This is a genomic window from Streptomyces sp. SudanB25_2051, assembly GCF_964272635.1.
Lineage (GTDB): Bacteria > Actinomycetota > Actinomycetes > Streptomycetales > Streptomycetaceae > Streptomyces.
Genome location: NZ_OZ186787.1, coordinates 2,186,699 through 2,204,059, shown reverse-complemented (window position 1 = coordinate 2,204,059; position 17,361 = coordinate 2,186,699). Strand labels below are relative to the sequence as shown.

Sequence of the window (17,361 nt, the reverse complement as noted above, 5' to 3'; positions counted from 1 at the left end):
GGGTCAGGCCACCTTCTTCGCGTTCTCGATCGCCTTGGCGAGGTCCTCCAGCAGCGGGGCGCACTTCTCGTACGAGTAGATGGGCTCCGTGACGCGCGGGATGACCTGGCCGGCCTTGACGGCGGGCAGCTGCGCCCAGGTCGGCTTGGAGGCGAGGTCCTTGGGCTGGATGGCCGAGGTGCGGTTGTCCATCATGATGATGTCGGCCTTGTACTTGTCGACGTTCTCCCAGCTGAGGCCCTCGAACCAGCCGCCCTGGTCGAGCTTGCCGGGCACGACGAGGTTCACGCCGAGCTCCTTGAAGTACAGCGTGTCGGTCGGGCGGACCGGCGTGGAGACGTAGAACAGGTCGGCGCTGGCGGAGCCGATGAGGACCTTGATCTCCGGCTTGGCCTTGGCGGCGGCGCGCAGCCGGGCGGCGGCGGCCTCGAAGCGGGCCTTGCTGTCGGTGACCTTCTTGGACTTCACGTCGCCGCCGAGGCTCTCGGCCAGCTCGACGTGACGCTGGATCACCTTCGGCATGGACTGGTCGGCGGCCCACAGGGCGACGCTCGGGGCCAGCTTGAGGATCTTGTCCTTGGACTCGTCCGGCACGTACCAGAGGGCGTCCTTCTCCCACATGTCCGTGATGAGGACCTCGGGCTGGAGCTTGATGTACTCCTCGAGGTTGAACTCGCCCCAGACGTTGCCGATGATCTTGACCTTGTCGATGTCGAGGTCGCCGGCCTGGACGTCGGGCTTGCCGTCGGCGGTCTTCGTCGGGCCGAAGACGCCCTTCACCTCGACGCCGAAGTCGTGCAGGGCGGCCGCCATGCCGGTGAAGGCCACGATGTTCTTCGGGGTGGACTTCGCCTCCGCGACGACACCGCGGTCGTCGGTGAACTTCCACGGGCCGGCCTTCGCCGCGCCGCCCTCGCCGCCGGACTTCTCCGCGGCCTTGTCCTTGCTCCCGCACGCGGCGAGCGCGGCGCCCAGGCCCAGGGCGCCTCCGGTGGCGAGGAGTCCGCGTCGGGTCAGGTGGGTGGCTCGGGCGTTGCTGGGCATGGCGGAGTCGCTTTCGTACGGCCGAATTCCGGCCACTGGGCTGGTGTTCGAAGGTAGGTTAGCCTAACCTCAGCCGCTGTCCAGAGGGTGGATCGGCTTCCCGATGTCGATCTCGTCACGTTTGGAGCCGCCCGCGTACGGACCGGCCGCGCGCACGCCGGAACCCCCGACCGGTGGGGGCCCGGCCGGGGGTTCGGCGTGCGCGAGTGGAGCCGAAGGGGCGCGCGGGTGTCGAGAGGTCGAACGCGCGGAGGCCCTGAGGAACGATGGGGGTACCCCCGGACGGAGTCTGGGGGAGGCTGAGCACGATCGGCCTCTCGACACCCGCATGAGCGCACCGGAGGCGGAGCGAGCCGAATTAAGAGGTGAACCCCAGTTCGCGGGCGATCAGCATGCGCTGGACCTCGCTGGTGCCCTCGCCGATCTCCAGGATCTTGGAGTCGCGCCACATGCGGGCGACCGGGTACTCGTTCATGAAGCCGTAGCCGCCGTGGATCTGGGTGGCCTCGCGGGCGTTGTCGACGGCGACCGTGGAGGAGTACAGCTTCGCGAGCGCCGCCTCCTTCTTGAACGGCTCGCCGTGCACGAGCCGCGACGCCGCGTCCCGCCAGCCGATGCGGGCCATGTGCGCCCGCATCTCCATGTCGGCCAGCTTGAACTGGATGGCCTGGTTGTCGCCGATGGGCCGGCCGAAGGCGTGACGTTCCTTCGCGTACTTCACCGACTCGTCGACACAGCCCTGCGCCAGGCCCGTCGCGAGCGCCGCGATGGCGATGCGGCCCTCGTCGAGGATGCGCAGGAACTGCGCGTACCCGCGGCCCTCCTCGCCCAGCAGGTTGGCCGCCGGCACCCGCACGTCGGAGAAGGACAGCTCACGGGTGTCCGAGGCGTTCCAGCCGACCTTCGAGTAGGGCGCGGCGACCGTGAAGCCGGGCGTGCCCGAGGGGACGATGATGGAGGAGATCTCCGGGCGCCCGTCGGGCTTGCGGCCCGTCACCGCGGTCACCGTGACCAGGCCCGTGATATCCGTGCCGGAGTTGGTGATGAAGCACTTGGTGCCGTTGATCACCCACTCGTCGCCGTCCCGCACGGCCGTCGTGCGCGTGCCGCCCGCGTCGGAGCCGCAGTCCGGCTCGGTCAGGCCGAACGCGCCGAGCATCTCGCCGGAGCACAGCTTCGGCAGCCACTCGCGCTTCTGCTCCTCCGTGCCGAACCGGTAGACCGGCATGGCGCCCAGCGAGACGCCCGCCTCCAGGGTGATGGCCACCGACGAGTCGACGCGGGCCAGCTCCTCCAGGGCGATGCCGAGCGCCAGGTAGTCGCCGCCCATGCCGCCGTACTCCTCGGGGAACGGCAGCCCGAACAGGCCCATGCGGCCCATCTCCCGCACGATCTCGTACGGGAACTCGTGGCGCTCGTAGAAGTCGCCGATCTTCGGCGCGACCACGTCGTGGGCGAACTCCTCGACGGTGCGGCGCAGTTCCTCGTGCTCGGCAGAGAGCCGGTGGTCCAGGGACATGGGGGTCACTCCTTGTGGGAGAGGGCGCGGACGGTACGTGACGGGCTGGGTCGGCCCAGCTCCTCGGCCAGCCACACGCTGGTGGCGGTGAGCCGGCCCAGGTCGACCCCGGTCTCGATGCCGAGGCCGTGGAGCATCCACACGAGGTCTTCGGTGGCGAGGTTCCCGGTCGCGGACTTGGCGTAGGGGCAGCCGCCGAGCCCGCCCGCGGAGGCGTCGACGGTGGTCACGCCGTGCTGGAGCGCGGCGAGCGTGTTGGAGAGGGCCTGCCCGTACGTGTCGTGGAAGTGCACGGCCAGCCGGGACGCGGGCAGCCCCGCCTCGCCCAGCGCGGTCAGCAGCGCCCGTACGTGGCCGGGGGTGGCCACGCCGATCGTGTCGCCGAGGCTCAGCTCGTCGCAGCCCAGGTCGGCCAGGCGGCGCGTCACCCGCACGACCTGCTCGACGGGGACGGGGCCCTCCCACGGGTCGCCGAAGCACATCGACAGATAGCCGCGCACGGCCAGCCCCTCCGCCTTCGCGCGGGAGACGACCGGCTCGAACATGGCGAGCGCCTCGTCCACCGTGCGGTTCAGATTGGCCTTGGCGAACGACTCGGTCGCGCTGGCGAACACGGCGACCTCGCGGGCGCCGAGCGCCAGCGCCCGGTCGAGTCCGCGCTCGTTGGGCACGAGCACCGGAAGCCGCACGTCCAGATCGGAGACGAGCGGGAACAGCTTCTCGGCGTCGGCGAGCTGCGGCACCCACTTGGGGTGGACGAAGCTCGTCGCCTCGACCGTGTCGAGTCCGGCGCCCGCGAGGCGGCGGATGAACTCGGCCTTCACCTCGGTCGGTACGACGCCCTGCTCGTTCTGCAGGCCGTCGCGCGGCCCGACCTCGTGGATCCGCACGCGCGCGGGCAGGCCGGGCGCGGGGACGGTCATCGGCAGTCCACCGGTCACTTCGCTTCCTCCTCCGAGGCGTGCGGTTCGACGACGGCCAGCACCTGGTCCATGGCGACCGTCGTGCCGGGCGTGACGTCCAGCTCGACCACCGTGCCGTCGTGCGGGGCGGAGATGACGTGCTCCATCTTCATCGCCTCGACCACGAGCAGCCCCTGCCCGGCCGTCACCTCGTCGCCCACGGCGACCTTGACCACCGTGACGGTGCCGGGCATCGGCGCGGTCAGCGAGTCCGCCCCGGAGTGCGCCGAACCGGTGAGGGAGGCGGCGACCGGGTCGTGGTCCAGGACGTTCCAGCTGTCGCCGTCCCGGCCGAGCCAGGTGCCGGCGCGGTGGAAGGTGTGGGTGACGCCGTCCAGGGTGACCGTCACCCGGTCGGCGGTGACCGTGCGGCCGGTGGCCCGCGCCACGTGCGCGACGGGTTCGTGCCCCGCGACGCGCAGGTGGTGGGTGACCGGCAGCCGCTCGCCGCCGATCCGCCAGCCGCTCGGCACGGAGAACGGGTCGGTCCAGCCGCGCGCGTCGGGCCGCGCGGCGAGGGCGTCCTCCCGTACGGCGGCGGCCGCCTCGTACACCTCGTCCGGGACGCCGTCGGGGACCAGCCCCTCGGCCTCCCGCTCCACCAGGCCCGTGTCCATGTCGCCGGACACGACGTCCGGGTGGGCGAGCAGGCGGCGCAGGAACCCGGCGTTCGTCGGCACGCCGAGGGTGACCGTGTCGGCGAGCGCGGCGCGCAGCCTGCGCAGGGCGGTCGCCCGGTCCGGGCCGTGCACGATGACCTTCGACAGCATCGGGTCGTACAGGCTGGACACCTCGGTGCCCACGCTCAGCCCCGAGTCCGTGCGGACGCCGGCACCCTGCGGCTCGCGCAGCGCGAGGACCGTGCCGCCGGAGGGGAGGAAGCCGCGCGCCGGGTCCTCGGCGCACAGGCGGGCCTCCACGGCGTGCCCGGTCAGGGTGATGTCGTCCTGCCGGAACGGCAGCTCCTCGCCGGCCGCGACCCGCAGCTGCCACTCCACCAGGTCCAGGCCCGTGACCAGTTCGGTCACCGGGTGCTCCACCTGGAGGCGGGTGTTCATCTCCATGAAGTAGTACTGCGACGGGTCGCCGCCCGGCACGATGAACTCGACCGTGCCCGCGCCCCGGTAGCCGCAGGAGAGGGCCGCCTGGACGGCCGCCTCGCCCATCGCCGCGCGCGTCTTCTCGTCCAGCAGGACGGACGGCGCCTCCTCGATGATCTTCTGGTGGCGGCGCTGGAGGGAGCACTCGCGCTCCCCGAGGTGCACCACATGGCCGTGGCCGTCCGCCAGGACCTGGATCTCGATGTGCCGGGGCCGGTCGATCCACCGCTCCACCAGCAGCGTGTCGTCGCCGAACGACGCCCGCGCCTCCCGGCGGGCCGCCGCGATCTCGTCGGCCAGGGCCGCCTCGTCCCGCACCAGGCGCATGCCCTTGCCGCCGCCGCCCGCGGAGGGCTTCAGCAGCACCGGCATGCCGATCCCGCGCGCGGCCTCGGCCAGTTCGGCGTCGGTCAGGCCGCTGCCCGACGAGCCCGGCACGACCGGGACCCCGGCCGCCCGTACGGTCTCCTTGGCGCGGATCTTGTCGCCCATCAGGGAGATCGCGTCGGCGGGCGGCCCGATGAAGACGAGCCCCGCGTCGGCGCAGGCCCGCGCGAACGCGGCGTTCTCCGCGAGGAACCCGTAACCGGGGTGGACGGCCTGCGCGCCCGTGCGGGCGGCGGCCTCCAGCAGCCGGTCGGCGCGCAGATAGCTCTCGCCCGCCGCCGGGGGGCCGATCCGCACGGCCGTGTCGGCCTCCCGCACATGGCGGGCGCCGGCGTCGGCGTCGCTGAACACGGCGACCGAGCGCACGCCCAGGGCGCGCAGCGTCCGGATGACGCGGACGGCGATCTCGCCCCGGTTGGCGACGAGGACAGTGTCGAACATCGTCATGGTCGTCAGGTCCCTCACATCCGGAAGACGCCGAAGGCGGGCGCCCCCGGCTCCCGCTGGGGGAGCGGGGCGTTGGCGCAGGCCGTCAGGGCCAGGCCCACCACCTGGCGGGTGTCGAGCGGGTCGATGACCCCGTCGTCCCACAGCCGGGCCGTCGCGTAGTAGGCGCTGCCCTGCCGCTCGTACTGGGCGCGGACGGGCGCCTTGAACGCCTCCTCGGCCTCCGCGGGCCACTCCTCGCCGCGCGCCTCCATCTGGTCGCGCTTGACGGTGGCCAGCACGGACGCGGCCTGCTCGCCGCCCATGACGGAGATCTTGGCGTTGGGCCACATCCACAGGAAGCGGGGGCTGTAGGCCCGGCCGCACATCGAGTAGTTGCCCGCGCCGTACGAGCCGCCGACGACGACCGTCAGCTTCGGCACGCGCGTGCAGGCGACGGCGGTGACCATCTTCGCGCCGTGCTTGGCGATGCCGCCCGCCTCGTAGTCCTTGCCGACCATGAAGCCGGAGATGTTCTGCAGGAACAGCAGGGGGATGCCGCGCTGGTCGCACAGCTCGATGAAGTGGGCGCCCTTCTGGGCGGACTCGGCGAACAGGATGCCGTTGTTGGCGACGATCCCGACCGGGTGCCCGTGGACGCGGGCGAAGCCCGTCACCAGCGTCTGCCCGTACTCGGACTTGAACTCCGCGAAGCGGGAGCCGTCCGTGATCCGCGCGATCACCTCGCGGACGTCGTACGGGGTGCGCGAGTCGACCGGCACCGCCCCGTACAGGCCCGCGGGGTCGACCTTGGGCTCCTCGACCGGCTCGACCGTCCACGGCAGCGCCCCGCGCGCGGGGAGCGTCGCCACGATGTTCCGCACGATCCGCAGGGCGTGCGCGTCGTCCTCCGCGAGGTGGTCGGTCACCCCGGACGTGCGGGAGTGGACCTCGCCGCCGCCCAGCTCCTCGGCGGTGACGACCTCGCCGGTGGCGGCCTTCACCAGCGGCGGGCCGCCCAGGAAGATCGTGCCCTGGTTCCGCACGATCACGGCCTCGTCGCTCATGGCCGGGACGTACGCGCCGCCGGCCGTGCACGAGCCGAGGACGGCCGCGATCTGCGGGATGCCCGCGCCCGACATGCGGGCCTGGTTGTAGAAGATCCGGCCGAAGTGGTCCCGGTCCGGGAACACCTCGTCCTGCATCGGCAGGAACGCGCCGCCCGAGTCCACCAGGTACACGCAGGGCAGCCGGTTCTCCAGGGCCACCTCCTGCGCGCGCAGGTGCTTCTTGACCGTCATCGGGTAGTACGTGCCGCCCTTGACCGTCGCGTCGTTGGCGACGACGACCACCTCGCGGCCGCTGACCCGGCCGATGCCGGCGATCACCCCGGCGGCGGGCGCCTGGTCGTCGTACATGCCGTTCGCCGCGAGCGGGGCCAGCTCCAGGAAGGGCGAGCCCGGGTCCAGAAGCGTGTCGACGCGGTCGCGCGGCAGCAGTTTGCCGCGCGCCGTGTGGCGGGCGCGCGCCTTCTCGCCGCCGCCGAGCCGTGCGGCGGCGAGCCGCGCCCGGAGATCGTCTGCGAGCTCCCGGTGCGCCGCCTCGTTGGCCTGCCAGGCCGCCGACGCGGGATCTGCCGCGCTCGTCAGCACAGGTGCCTGCTGCATCGTGTCGAGCCCCCTTGCCCGTACAACAGCGTTAATGAGCGTTAACGTGTGGGCTTCAGGTTAACGAGCGCTAACCGCGTTGTCTAGAATCGATCCATGACGACCAGGACCGACGCCCCGACCCGCCGCGAGCAGATCCTGCGGGAGGCCGCCCGCCTCTTCGCCGAGCGCGGCTTCCACGGCGTGGGCGTCGACGAGATAGGCGCGGCGGTCGGCATCAGCGGCCCCGGCCTGTACCGGCACTTCGCGGGCAAGGACGCCATGCTCGCGGAGCTGCTCGTCGGGATCAGCGAGCGCCTCCTCGACGGGGGCCGCCGCCGCGTCGCCGAGTCCGACGGCGACCCGGAGGCGCTGCTGTCCGCGCTGATCGACGGCCACATCGACTTCGCGCTCAACGACCAGTCCCTCATCACCCTGCACGACCGGGAGCTGGACCGCCTGCGGGACGCCGACCGCAAGCGGGTCCGCCAGCTCCAGCGGCAGTACGTCGAGCTGTGGGTCGACGCGGTACGGGAGACCTACCCCGCCCTGGACGAGGCGGACGCGCGGGCCGCCGTCCACGCGGTGTTCGGCCTGCTGAACTCCACCCCGCACCTGGCCGGGGCCCTCACGGGCCGCCCCACCACGGCGGCCCTCCTCCACCGCCTCGCCCGCGGCGCCTTCGCGGCGGCCCCGGACGCGCCGGACGCCGGCTGACCCGTACGGCGGACACCCGAAGGGCCGACCGGCGGCGTCACCGCCCCGGCCGGCCCTCCCGTCACACGCGTCTCAGCAGGCGTACGTCGTCCCGTCCGCCGCGAGGTTCCAGTTGCACGGGCTGAGGGAGCCGGTGGACGTGTTGTCGTCCGGGCTGCCCGGGGTCTTCAGCCGCAGGTCGGGGTTGCGGGCACGGCCGTCGTTGGGCAGCACGTGCCGCCCGTAGCCCCGGTAGATGTGGTGCCAGCCGCTGCTGTCGCGGTGGTTGCGGCCGCTGCCGGTGTGCACGTACGCCTTGGCGCCCGCGGGCAGGCTGTACGAGGGCAGCGCGCGGCCGTAGGTGTTGCTGGCGATGTCGGGGACGTACCCGCCGGTGTTCACCGTCCGCGTGGTGACGTTCCTGATGATGAAGTACTCGCCGTTCAGGTTGAGCTGGGTGCCGCTCCTGACGTCCGCGCCGGCCGTGTTGGGCCGCACATGGGTGATCATCAGCGCGCCGGTGGTGGAGGCCGCCTGGGCCGGGGTGTACAGCGCGGCGAAGGACAGGGCCGCCGTCGACAGGGCGACGGCGCGTATCGCACGGTTCAAGAAGGTGCCTTTCTGCGGCGGCGCCGGGCACGGCGGCCCGGCCGATCGGGGACTTCGCGTCCCGGGCGGTGGGGGTGGCGGGCGCCAGTCTGCCCGCACGCCCGGGGGTTACCGGCCGGTTTCGCCCGACTGGGGCCGAAGGTCCCCCGCCCGCCGCCCGCCCACGCGGTGGAACGCCTCGGCCACGGCCGGTGGCGGGCGGCACAATGGGGGGATGCCGATACCCAGCCGCGCCGCCCTCGTCGAGCACCTCGTCCGCACGCGCATCGCGGGAGACGTCGCCACCCCGCGCGACAACAACCTGGCCCACTACCGCAAGCTCGCGAACGGCGACCGCCACTACTGGCTGGGACTGGAGCTGGGCGACCGCTGGGCCGACGAGCAGGACGTCCTCGCCGTGATGGCCGAGCGGTGCGGGGTGAACGACGACCCGGCGCACCGGGTGGGCCAGGACACCATCGACCCGGAGCTGACCGTCGACGCCCTGGACCGGATGGCCGCCCGCCTCCGCAAGGCCGCCGCGGGCCGCGAGCGGGTCCTCTTCGCGACCGGCCACCCCGGCGCGCTCCTCGACGTGCACGGCCGGACCGCCGCCGCGCTGCGCGCCGCCGGCTGCGACATCGTCCGCATCCCGGGCGGGCTCGTCGCCGACGAGGGGTACGTCGTCCAGTTCGCCGACGTGGCCGTCTTCGAGCGGGGCGCCTCGCTGTGGCACACCCACTCGCCGGAGCCGATGAACGCGGTCCTCGACGGGCTGCGCGTCCTCGACCAGCCCCTTCCCGACCTGGTCGTCGCGGACCACGGCTGGGCGGGCCGCGCGGCGCAGCGCGGCATCGACGCGGTCGGCTACGCGGACTGCAACGACCCCGCGCTGTTCATCGGGGAGGCCGAGGGCACCCTCCAGGTGGCCGTGCCGCTCGACGACCACGTCCTGGACCCGCGCTTCTACGAGCCCCTCATCGCCTATCTGCTGAACGCCGCCGGACTGCTGTGACCCGGCGCCCGCGTCTCACCTGGGGACGCGGATCACGCCCTCCTGGATGACGGTGATCGCCAGGCGCCCGTCGCGGGTCCAGATCCGCGCCTGGCCCAGGCCCCGGCCGCCCGACGAGGTCGGGGACTCCTGGTCGTACAGCAGCCACTCGTCGGCGCGGAACGGCCGGTGGAACCACATCGCGTGGTCCAGGGACGCGCCGACCACGTCCCCGACCGCCCAGCCGCCCCGCCCGTGGGCGAGCAGCACCGAGTCGAGGAGCGTCATGTCGGAGACGTACGCGGCGAGGGCCGTGTGCAGCAGCGGGTCGCCCCAGACGGCGTCCGGGCCGGGGGCGTCCGCCAGCTTGCCGTTGGCGCGGAACCAGACCTGCGAGCGCGGCGCGCGGGGCAGGCCGGGCGTGGCGTACGGCGGCTCCCCGACGTACCGCAGGTCGACCGCCGCGCGCGCCTCCAGGAGCCGTTCGGCGATCTCCGGGCCGGTGAACCGGTCGGCGTACCGGGGGAGCGTCTCGCGCGCGGTCGGCAGGGTCTCCGGGTCCGGCGCGTCCGGCATGTCCGCCTGGTGGTCGAGCCCGTCCTCGTACGTCTGGAACGACGCCGACAGATGGAAGATCGGCCGGCCGTGCTGGACGGCGACGACGCGGCGGGTGGTGAAGGAGCGGCCGTCGCGGATGCGGTCGACGGTGTAGACGATCGGCGCGGCCGGGTCGCCCATGCGCAGGAAGTACGCGTGCAGGGAGTGCGGCGGCCGGCCGGCGGGCACGGTGCGGCCGGCCGCGACCAGCGCCTGGGCCGCGACCTGCCCGCCGAACACACGGGGCACGATCGCGCTGCGCGACCGGCCCCGGAAGACGTCCTCCTCGATCCGCTCCAGGTCGAGCAGGTCGAGGAGGGCGACGAGTGCTTCGCTCACCTGTCGTTACAGGCCCATCGACTTGGCGATGATCGACTTCATGATCTCGCTGGTGCCGCCGTAGATGCGGTTGACGCGGTTGTCCGCGTACAGGCGGGCGATGGGGTACTCGTTCATGTAGCCGTAGCCGCCGTGCAGCTGGAGGCAGCGGTCGATGACGCGGTGCGCGACCTCGGTGCAGAACAGCTTGGCGGACGCGGCCTCGGCGGGGGTCAGCTCACCGGCGTCGAGGGCCTCCAGGGCGCGGTCGGCGACGGCCTCGGCGGCGTCCACCTCGGCCTGGCAGGCGGCCAGCTCGAACTTGGTGTTCTGGAAGTGGGCGACCGGCTTGCCGAAGACGGTGCGCTCCTGGACGTAGTTCTGGGCGAACCGGATGGCCGCCTTGGCCTGCGCGTACGCGCCGAAGGCGATGCCCCAGCGCTCGGAGGCGAGGTTGTGGCCGAGGTAGTAGAAGCCCTTGCCCTCCTCGCCGAGCAGGTCCTCGACGGGGACCTTGACGTCGACGAAGGCCAGCTCGGCGGTGTCGGAGGTGCGCAGGCCCAGCTTGTCCAGCTTGCGGCCGATGGAGTAGCCCTCGGACTTGGTGTCCACGGCGAACAGGGAGATGCCGAAGCGGCGGTCCTCCTCGCTCGGCGCGGAGGTGCGGGCGCAGACGATGACGCGGTCGGCGTGGACGCCGCCCGTGATGAAGGTCTTGGCGCCGTTGAGGACGTAGTGCGTGCCGTCCTCGGAGAGCTTCGCGGTGGTCTTCATGCCGGCGACGTCGGAGCCGGTGCCCGGCTCGGTCATCGCGAGCGCCCACATCTCCTCGCCGGAGACGAACTTCGGCAGGTAGCGCTTCTTCTGCTCCTCGGTGGCCAGCATCTTGATGTACGGCAGCGCGAGGAGGACGTGCACGCCGGAGCCGCCGAAGGTGACGCCCGCGCGGGCGGTCTCCTCGTACAGCACGGCCTCGAACTTGTGGGTGTCCAGACCCGCGCCGCCGAACTCCTCGGGGACGTTGATGCCGAAGATGCCCAGCTCGCCGAGCTTGTAGTAGAAGTCGCGCGGCGCCTGGCCCGCGGCGAACCACTCGTCGTAGACCGGGACGACCTCGGCCTCGATGAAGGCGCGGATGGTGTCCCGGAACGCCTCGTGGTCCTCGTTGAATACGGTACGGCGCACGAGCCGCCTCCTTCGGTTCCTGTCCTGGTCCGGCCGGTGCTCCGACGCTCCGGCATCTGCCTAAGCGCTTGCTCAGCCTGTGTCAGTCGAAGTTACTCATCGGTCACCCGGTCTGTCCAGACTCCGCGTCTGTGATCCAGAGCCCCTCGATGGAGTCGTACACGTACGCGGGCCTCCCCCGGGTCCCGCTCGTGCGGAAGGGCTTCCCGCCGTCGGTGATCCGCGCCGTCCCCGAACGGCCCCCGGCGCTCCACTCCAGCTCCAGGTACCAGCGGCAGTCGCACCCCGCCGTCCGGGCGGAGACGAGCAGCTCCTCGGGGTCGGAGGCGGTCACCTTGTACGGGAAGGAGACGGCCGGGATGGTCCGGACCTCGGCGCCGGAGGCGTCGACGCCGTCGACGGGCCTCGCGAGCGGGCGCGGCCGGTCGAGGTCCACGGCGAAGTGGCGCGGTGTGACGGCGCCCCCGCAGCCGCTGTCCATCCGGTACGCGTTCCAGGGCAGCGGCGCGGCCCGTTCGACCACGCGCACGTGCAGGGCGTGGAGGACGACGGCGTCGGAGGGCGACCGGCCCTGGAGGGTGATCCGCACCAGCGCCTCCCCGCCGTGCACGGCACCGTGCGTCCGGGCCCACGCCCCGGAGTCGGCCGCGGCCGGCGGCGGGGCGACCGCGCGAGGGGCCCGGTCCACGACGTAGGTGTGCCCGCAGCCGCCCTGCCAGAGCTGGGAGCCGACGGTCCAGGTGAAGGGGAGGGGGGCCGCGGTCCGTCCCGGAGGGGTGGCGGCGGGAGCGGGGGCGGAAGCCGTACGGGCGCGGTGGCCGAGCAGGGCGGCGGCGACGGCGAGCACGACGAGGGCGACGGCGGCGGCGACGAGAAGGGGAGCGGGGGCGGAGGCGGCACGGCGGGGGCGGGCGCGGGGCGCCTTGGGGGTGGCCGGTTCGGGGGCGGCCGGTTCGGGGGCGGGGTCGGGGCCCGGTTCAAAGGCGGCCGGTTCCGGGGCGGCCGGCTCCGGTTCGGGAGCGGGTCCCGGTTCGGGCGCGGGCTGGGGGCCCGGTTCCGGGGCGGCCGGTTCGGGAGCGGACTGGGGGCCCGGTTCCGGCGCGCCCGGTTCCGGCGCGGAGGGCCCGGGCGTGGGCGAGGGCGCGGGGGAGGCCGTTCGGCGGCGGGTGCGGTCCGCCTCCGTCCAGGCCGCCTCCAGGAGCCGCCGTTCCTCCTCGTCCGCCCCGCACAGCAGGGCGAGGCGGTCGACCACGGCGAACTCCTCCGGGACGGTCGCGCCGGAGCAGTAGCGGTGGAGGGTGGACGCGCTGACGCTCAGCCGCCGGCCCAGCGCCTCGTAACTCCGACCGTCCCGCGCCTTCAGCGCGCGCACGAGCCCCGCGAACTCCTCGACGGCTGCGTCCTTCGGCATTCCATCCCCCTCGACCCCACGTCCCACCCTTCACGTTCTTGCACGTCAGCGGGGGTGGAATGGTTCCGGGACGGGTGGTGGGCGCATGATCGTTGCAGGCGGCGGCCGCCTGCCCCACGCTGGTTGAGCACTGACCGAGCGAACGACCCGACGGGGGATCCACCACCATGAACAAGCTCCGCACCGCACTCGCCACCGCCGCCGCCGCGGCCCTGGGCCTCGCGGCCCTCGCCACGGCCCCGGCGCAGGCCGCTGCCGAGCCCGCCTTCCTCGCCGCCTCCCAGATGCCGCCGTCGTCGACCCCGTGGACCGCCACCAAGGTCTTCCCCGGCGTCCCGGAGAACGGCGGCGCCCTCTGCGCCCCGTACAAGATCCCGGCGCAGAACAGCCGCTACCGCGAGTTCACCACCGAGCTCGACACCAACGGCCTCCAAATCACCACCGTCGCCCGCACCGAGGCCGACGCCGTGAAGCTGGTCGACACCCTCCGCAAGTCCCTCGCCGGCTGCGGCCCGCTGCTGGAGCGGCAGAACCCGGGCCTGCGGGCCGTCAGCGCCTCCCACGGCAAGCTCGCCGTCGAGGAGGGCGCCTGGGTCTACAGCCTGGACACCGCCGACCCGCAGATCGGCATCTCCGACATCCACCTGTTCTCCGTCGGCCGCGACGGCCGCACCGTCACCTTCGTCCGCTGGGGCCAGATGGGCGACTTCAAGGACGCCCCGCTGACCGCCTTCCGCACCACGACGAAGACCGCCGTCAACAAGCTCCACTGACCCCGGGGACTCCCCGAGGGCCGACCCGGCCCTGGCGCCGCGCGGGGCCGGGGCGCTGTCACCAGCCGGTGAGGTCCACCACGGAGGAGCAGTGAGGGTCCGCACCTCGTGGCGTCCTGCGCTCTTCCTCGGTGATCAGCGAGGGCAGGGCCGCGAGGAGGGCCGTGACGGCGCCTGACGGCCGGACGTCCGCTGCGATCACCCACGGGGTGACCCGACCGTCCACGTAGAGCCTGAGCCGGTCCCGTTCCAGGAAGAGGAAGCCGCGCAGTCGCGGGTCCGGCCGCTCCTCGGTGAAGGGGCGGGTCAGCGTGCGCAGGATCGTGAGCGCGTTGTCCTCGCCCGTGGGTGGCGCCGCTTCCACGGCGGCGGGGTCCACCTGGACCAGCGGCACGCCCATCACGCTGCCGACGCGTACGCCCGGGTGGACGTGCGGGCCCGTGTGCAGGGTGCGGAGGATGCCGATGATGTCGTACGCGGTGAGGGTGTCGCCGTTCACGCGGAGGGGAACCTCGTACGCCGTCAACCGGTCCGGAGCGTAGGCATCCGCCTCGCCCGTGACCACGCGGACCGCTTCGGCGGGCGCGGGGACGGGCAGGACCCCGCGGATGTGCGAAGCGCCGACGAGGGGCGCCTGGACGTGGTGGAGCAGCAGGCCGGTGATGTCGGCCTGCTGCTCCGCGATCTCTTCATCCACGCTTACGGCGCAGCGTCGCATCGCAGGCCATGCCCGCCGCCAGGGTGGCCGCGACCGCCGCCCATGCCGCGGGGCTGTCCGCCGGGTGGAGGGGAACGGCCCACCAGGTGTGCGTCGGCTCGCCGTGCATGCCGATACCTCTTCCGGCCACGCGCGCCAGGATCAGAACGGCGAGGGTGCTCAGGGTGGCGGCCGCGGCGTTCGCCAGGCGGTGCACGATGAGCGCCACACCGCACAGGAGCGCCGCATTCCGGGCTTCCTGCCCGCCGGTGACGAGCAGGCAGGCGGCCAGGGCGGCGAGGAGGAGTACGTGGTCGGTACGGCGCGGGTGCCGGACCGCGGTGGCTTCGGCGGCGTGCAGGTGCCGGTCCCACACGTACATCAGCGCCCCGGTGAGCAGGACGGGGCTGAAGTAGCGGGCGGGTGCGCTGCTCATGCCTCCGGTGAGCGTCGGCACAGGGACGAGGAGGTCTCCGGTCCCTGCGGCGGCGGCCGCGGCCGCCAGGCCGACCGCTGCCACCCACCAGCGGCGCACCGCCAGGAGGTGGAGCCTCACAGCAGTTCCTCGGACCAGCAGTAGCGTTCGCCCCGCACGGCCTGGGTGAACCACGCGGCCTGCTGGGCCAGGGGCCTGCGTCGCAGGTCGTGCAGTTCCCGCCGCTCATCGGGGGTGAGGGCGGCCAGCACCGGCCGCTCCTCGCCGGTTGCGACCAGCGTCGCCCAGTACACGGGCAGCGTCCCAGGCATGACGCATGCCTTCTTGCCGCCCTGGGCTGCCACGCCCGCGATGAGCGGCTGGGTCAGGACCCCTGGCCCAGACCGGGTGGCACCGCCGGGGTGGGATTGAGGAGGAGACCAACGAATCAATGGCCACACCCCCGGCGGGACAGGGGCATGCTCGGAGATGACGTGCAACTCGCGGGGAGGAACCAGGCCCGCCCGCTTCACGCGGGCGAGCGGCTCAAGGGTGTCGCGGCGCAGCGTGTCCGCGTACGGCCGGTACTCCGGCGGGACGCAGACCCGGGGTGCTTCGCCCACACATACGAGAGCGGTGCCGCGTGCCTGGGAGTGCCCCGCATACCCCCATCCGTCCACCGCCCACATGCCGCCCGCCAAAGCCCCGGCGACGACGACCACACCGGCGGTGATGCCCACCAGGCGCCGCCGCCCGGCCATGAGCCACGCTGCCGGGACCAGGGAGGCGGTGACGGCCCACGGCACGAGGTACACCGTGGGAATCTGCGTCACGGTCGGGTCTGAAAGCGTCGTGACGAACCCGTTGACATGCCGCCACCAGGGGGCCTCGAAAGACTGCGGGAAGGCCAGCCATGCCCAGCAGCCGATCCCGAGCAGCGGTGCGGCCACGCTCCTGGGCAGTGCCATGCCCGCGCACCAGCCGATGGCCAGCCACGCGGCCGGCAGCAGCACCAGGTGAGCGACGGCGAGCCAACCTGACCCTCCCGGCCACACCCCGACCTTCACACGGGCGAGGACGAGTACGGCGGCGGTCAGCACCGTGTGGACCAGCCAGAGGGGTGCGGTGGCGCGCGCCATGCGCTGCCACAGCGGACGGGAGCTCGTGGCGGCCATGTACCCCGTGCGGCGGTGGCGCCCCGCAGCCCAGGCGGCCCCCGCCGCCATCGCCGGCGCGGTCATCACCACGCCGACAGAGGCCAGCTCTCCGGACTCCACCCCGTAGCGAGAAGCCCACAGCCTGCCGAAGGAGTCGAGGTAGAGCCAGGCGTAGTAGGCGGCAGGAGGGATCAGCCACAGCACCATGGAGGCGCGCAGTTCGGCCCACTTCAGCATGGAGCGCCTCCGACGAGGGAGATGTAGGCGCTGGTCAGGTGGCGGCCGGGGGCGCAGCCCGGTTCGGCGTGTGCGGTGAACTCGCCCACGGATCCGGAGAAGCGGATTCGTCCCTCGGCTAGGACGACGACGTGGTCGAAGGTGGAGTCGAGATCGGCGACGTCGTGGGTGGACAGGATGACGTGTACCGATCCGCGGAGGTCGTTCAGGATGCTCAGGAAGGATTCGCGCTGCTGAGGGTCCAGTCCGACCGTGGGTTCGTCCAGCAGGAGCACTTCGGCGCGGTGCACGAGAGCCTGGGCGATGGCGACGCGCTGCTGCTGTCCGCCCGAGAGCCGGCTGATCTTGTGGCGGGCGCGGTCTGCGAGCCCTACCCGCTCCAGAGCCTGTGGGGCGGCGCGCCAAGCGGCCTTCTCACTCATGCCCTTCAGCCAGCCCGCGTAGGCGACGTGCTCGTGGCAGGTCATGCCCGGCAGGAAGTCCGGCTTCTGCGGCAGCCAGGCCACAGCCTGCCGGTAGGGGCCGCGCTGCCGCCGTACGGCGGGGTCGAGATCCCGGTAGACGACCCGGCCGCTGCTGGGGCGGGTGGCGGAGGCACCCAGCGAGAGCAGGGTGCTCTTGCCGGCTCCGTTGGGGCCCAGGAGAACCGTGTTCCCCGGCGGCACGCGCAGGGTGAGCCCGTCGAGTACGGGGCGCGAGCCGCGCTGGTAGCCGAACGTGCAGGCGTTGTAGTGGAGGGGCATGCGGGGCCTTGGGTGAAGAAGGCCCCGCCCTCTCCGTTCGGGCGAACGGAGAAGGAGGGCCCGGCTGGAAGATGAGACGGCCGCAGGGGCACCTGGTGGTGTGGCCGTTGCCGTCGCACCGGCGGCGGGACTCGAAGCCAGGGGCGACGACCGGATTCCTGTCGGACGCTACGCAAGACGGGTACGGGTGATCAAGGAGTGATTTCCGTCGTCTGCAGAGAATCTGGCCGGAATCGTCCCTGGACGGAAGGTGCGGGCGGTGGTGCGGCGGGCGCGCCGGACTGCCCGCGGCGGCGGGCCGGTTGGGCTTAGGCGGCTGTCCGACGGCCCCTTCTCCCTCCGCCGCTCCGCCCTCACCCCTGGAGCCCCTCTTGCGCCTGCGGACAGGTCGGTCGTCTTCCTCACCGCCGAGCGCCTTGAGGAGGACGGTCACGGAAGCCGCCCCCGACCTCACCACCGGGGCCGG

16 protein-coding genes are annotated in these 17,361 nt (G+C 73.0%); 3 read left to right on the top strand and 13 right to left on the bottom strand.

Annotation, left to right across the window (positions count from 1 at the left end):
* Nucleotides 1-3 precede the first annotated feature (3 nt).
* The 5 genes from ACSUPT_RS09755 to ACSUPT_RS09735 all read right to left on the bottom strand — a co-directional run bounded on the left by ACSUPT_RS09755 (nucleotide 4) and on the right by ACSUPT_RS09735 (nucleotide 7,105).
* On the bottom strand, nucleotides 4-1,044 hold the full coding sequence (locus tag ACSUPT_RS09755) for an ABC transporter substrate-binding protein (protein ID WP_361655104.1): 1,041 nt from the start codon (nucleotides 1,042-1,044) through the stop codon (nucleotides 4-6).
* A 358-nt stretch (nucleotides 1,045-1,402) separates the two neighbouring features.
* A complete protein-coding gene (locus ACSUPT_RS09750; protein WP_351967749.1) occupies nucleotides 1,403-2,563 on the bottom strand; it encodes an acyl-CoA dehydrogenase family protein in 1,161 nt (386 codons plus the stop codon).
* 5 nt (nucleotides 2,564-2,568) lie between these two features.
* On the bottom strand, nucleotides 2,569-3,486 hold the full coding sequence (locus ACSUPT_RS09745) for a hydroxymethylglutaryl-CoA lyase (protein ID WP_351967765.1): 918 nt from the start codon (nucleotides 3,484-3,486) through the stop codon (nucleotides 2,569-2,571).
* Nucleotides 3,487-3,500: 14 nt separating this feature from the next.
* Nucleotides 3,501-5,459: a biotin carboxylase N-terminal domain-containing protein gene (locus tag ACSUPT_RS09740; RefSeq protein WP_399219271.1), complete on the bottom strand. Its 1,959-nt coding sequence runs from the start codon at nucleotides 5,457-5,459 to the stop codon at nucleotides 3,501-3,503.
* A gap of 14 nt (nucleotides 5,460-5,473) precedes the next feature.
* Nucleotides 5,474-7,105, bottom strand: coding sequence for a carboxyl transferase domain-containing protein (locus ACSUPT_RS09735; RefSeq protein ID WP_351967751.1), 1,632 nt, complete (start codon nucleotides 7,103-7,105; stop codon nucleotides 5,474-5,476).
* A 96-nt stretch (nucleotides 7,106-7,201) separates the two neighbouring features.
* Here ACSUPT_RS09735 and ACSUPT_RS09730 point away from each other — a divergent pair, with 96 nt between their 5' ends.
* Nucleotides 7,202-7,801, top strand: a complete 600-nt coding sequence (locus ACSUPT_RS09730) for an SACE_7040 family transcriptional regulator (RefSeq protein ID WP_351967752.1) — start codon at nucleotides 7,202-7,204, stop codon at nucleotides 7,799-7,801.
* 72 nt (nucleotides 7,802-7,873) lie between these two features.
* Here ACSUPT_RS09730 and ACSUPT_RS09725 read toward each other — a convergent pair whose 3' ends face one another.
* Nucleotides 7,874-8,389, bottom strand: coding sequence for a hypothetical protein (locus ACSUPT_RS09725; RefSeq protein WP_351967753.1), 516 nt, complete (start codon nucleotides 8,387-8,389; stop codon nucleotides 7,874-7,876).
* A 214-nt stretch (nucleotides 8,390-8,603) separates the two neighbouring features.
* On the opposite strand from ACSUPT_RS09725, the gene ACSUPT_RS09720 reads away from it, so the two are divergent.
* Nucleotides 8,604-9,383 carry a phosphatase gene (locus ACSUPT_RS09720; protein ID WP_351967754.1) on the top strand — a complete coding sequence of 260 codons (780 nt, stop codon included), beginning with the start codon at nucleotides 8,604-8,606 and terminating at the stop codon, nucleotides 9,381-9,383.
* A 15-nt stretch (nucleotides 9,384-9,398) separates the two neighbouring features.
* On the opposite strand, the gene ACSUPT_RS09715 is transcribed toward ACSUPT_RS09720, so the two are convergent.
* The 3 genes from ACSUPT_RS09715 to ACSUPT_RS09705 form a co-directional block, all read right to left on the bottom strand.
* Nucleotides 9,399-10,298 carry an acyl-CoA thioesterase gene (locus ACSUPT_RS09715; protein WP_399219268.1) on the bottom strand — a complete coding sequence of 300 codons (900 nt, stop codon included), beginning with the start codon at nucleotides 10,296-10,298 and terminating at the stop codon, nucleotides 9,399-9,401.
* Between the two features lie 6 nt (nucleotides 10,299-10,304).
* Complete coding sequence (locus ACSUPT_RS09710; RefSeq protein ID WP_351967756.1) at nucleotides 10,305-11,462, bottom strand: acyl-CoA dehydrogenase family protein; 1,158 nt, start codon at nucleotides 11,460-11,462, stop codon at nucleotides 10,305-10,307.
* Between the two features lie 103 nt (nucleotides 11,463-11,565).
* Nucleotides 11,566-12,873, bottom strand: a complete 1,308-nt coding sequence (locus ACSUPT_RS09705) for a helix-turn-helix domain-containing protein (RefSeq protein ID WP_436944061.1) — start codon at nucleotides 12,871-12,873, stop codon at nucleotides 11,566-11,568.
* Nucleotides 12,874-13,040: 167 nt separating this feature from the next.
* Between ACSUPT_RS09705 and ACSUPT_RS09700 the strand changes: the two genes are divergently transcribed.
* A complete protein-coding gene (locus ACSUPT_RS09700; protein WP_351967758.1) occupies nucleotides 13,041-13,646 on the top strand; it encodes a hypothetical protein in 606 nt (201 codons plus the stop codon).
* 58 nt (nucleotides 13,647-13,704) lie between these two features.
* Here ACSUPT_RS09700 and ACSUPT_RS09695 read toward each other — a convergent pair whose 3' ends face one another.
* From ACSUPT_RS09695 to ACSUPT_RS09680, 4 genes are read right to left on the bottom strand one after another with little or no spacing between them, the layout of a single operon-like run.
* Entirely contained in the window at nucleotides 13,705-14,343 is a 639-nt protein-coding gene (locus ACSUPT_RS09695) for a hypothetical protein (protein ID WP_361655081.1), read from the bottom strand.
* Nucleotides 14,336-14,899, bottom strand: coding sequence for a hypothetical protein (locus ACSUPT_RS09690; protein ID WP_361655078.1), 564 nt, complete (start codon nucleotides 14,897-14,899; stop codon nucleotides 14,336-14,338). Before ACSUPT_RS09690 ends, ACSUPT_RS09695 begins: the two co-directional genes overlap by 8 nt.
* Nucleotides 14,896-16,152, bottom strand: coding sequence for a DUF7224 domain-containing protein (locus tag ACSUPT_RS09685; RefSeq protein WP_403501183.1), 1,257 nt, complete (start codon nucleotides 16,150-16,152; stop codon nucleotides 14,896-14,898). Before ACSUPT_RS09685 ends, ACSUPT_RS09690 begins: the two co-directional genes overlap by 4 nt.
* Nucleotides 16,146-16,895, bottom strand: a complete 750-nt coding sequence (locus ACSUPT_RS09680; protein WP_436944060.1) for an ABC transporter ATP-binding protein — start codon at nucleotides 16,893-16,895, stop codon at nucleotides 16,146-16,148. The genes ACSUPT_RS09685 and ACSUPT_RS09680 overlap by 7 nt, the downstream gene beginning before the upstream one ends.
* Between the last annotated feature and the right edge of the window lie 466 nt (nucleotides 16,896-17,361).

Coding starts and splice junctions, on each gene's coding strand:
- ACSUPT_RS09720 (WP_351967754.1), top strand. CDS start 8,604: ATGCCGATACCCAGCCGCGCCGCCCTCGTCGAGCACCTCGTCCGCACG.
- ACSUPT_RS09750 (WP_351967749.1), bottom strand. CDS start 2,563: ATGTCCCTGGACCACCGGCTCTCTGCCGAGCACGAGGAACTGCGCCGC.
- ACSUPT_RS09755 (WP_361655104.1), bottom strand. CDS start 1,044: ATGCCCAGCAACGCCCGAGCCACCCACCTGACCCGACGCGGACTCCTC.
- ACSUPT_RS09735 (WP_351967751.1), bottom strand. CDS start 7,105: ATGCAGCAGGCACCTGTGCTGACGAGCGCGGCAGATCCCGCGTCGGCG.
- ACSUPT_RS09730 (WP_351967752.1), top strand. CDS start 7,202: ATGACGACCAGGACCGACGCCCCGACCCGCCGCGAGCAGATCCTGCGG.
- ACSUPT_RS09680 (WP_436944060.1), bottom strand. CDS start 16,895: ATGCCCCTCCACTACAACGCCTGCACGTTCGGCTACCAGCGCGGCTCG.
- ACSUPT_RS09745 (WP_351967765.1), bottom strand. CDS start 3,486: ATGACCGTCCCCGCGCCCGGCCTGCCCGCGCGCGTGCGGATCCACGAG.
- ACSUPT_RS09740 (WP_399219271.1), bottom strand. CDS start 5,459: ATGACGATGTTCGACACTGTCCTCGTCGCCAACCGGGGCGAGATCGCC.
- ACSUPT_RS09705 (WP_436944061.1), bottom strand. CDS start 12,873: ATGCCGAAGGACGCAGCCGTCGAGGAGTTCGCGGGGCTCGTGCGCGCG.
- ACSUPT_RS09685 (WP_403501183.1), bottom strand. CDS start 16,152: ATGCTGAAGTGGGCCGAACTGCGCGCCTCCATGGTGCTGTGGCTGATC.
- ACSUPT_RS09700 (WP_351967758.1), top strand. CDS start 13,041: ATGAACAAGCTCCGCACCGCACTCGCCACCGCCGCCGCCGCGGCCCTG.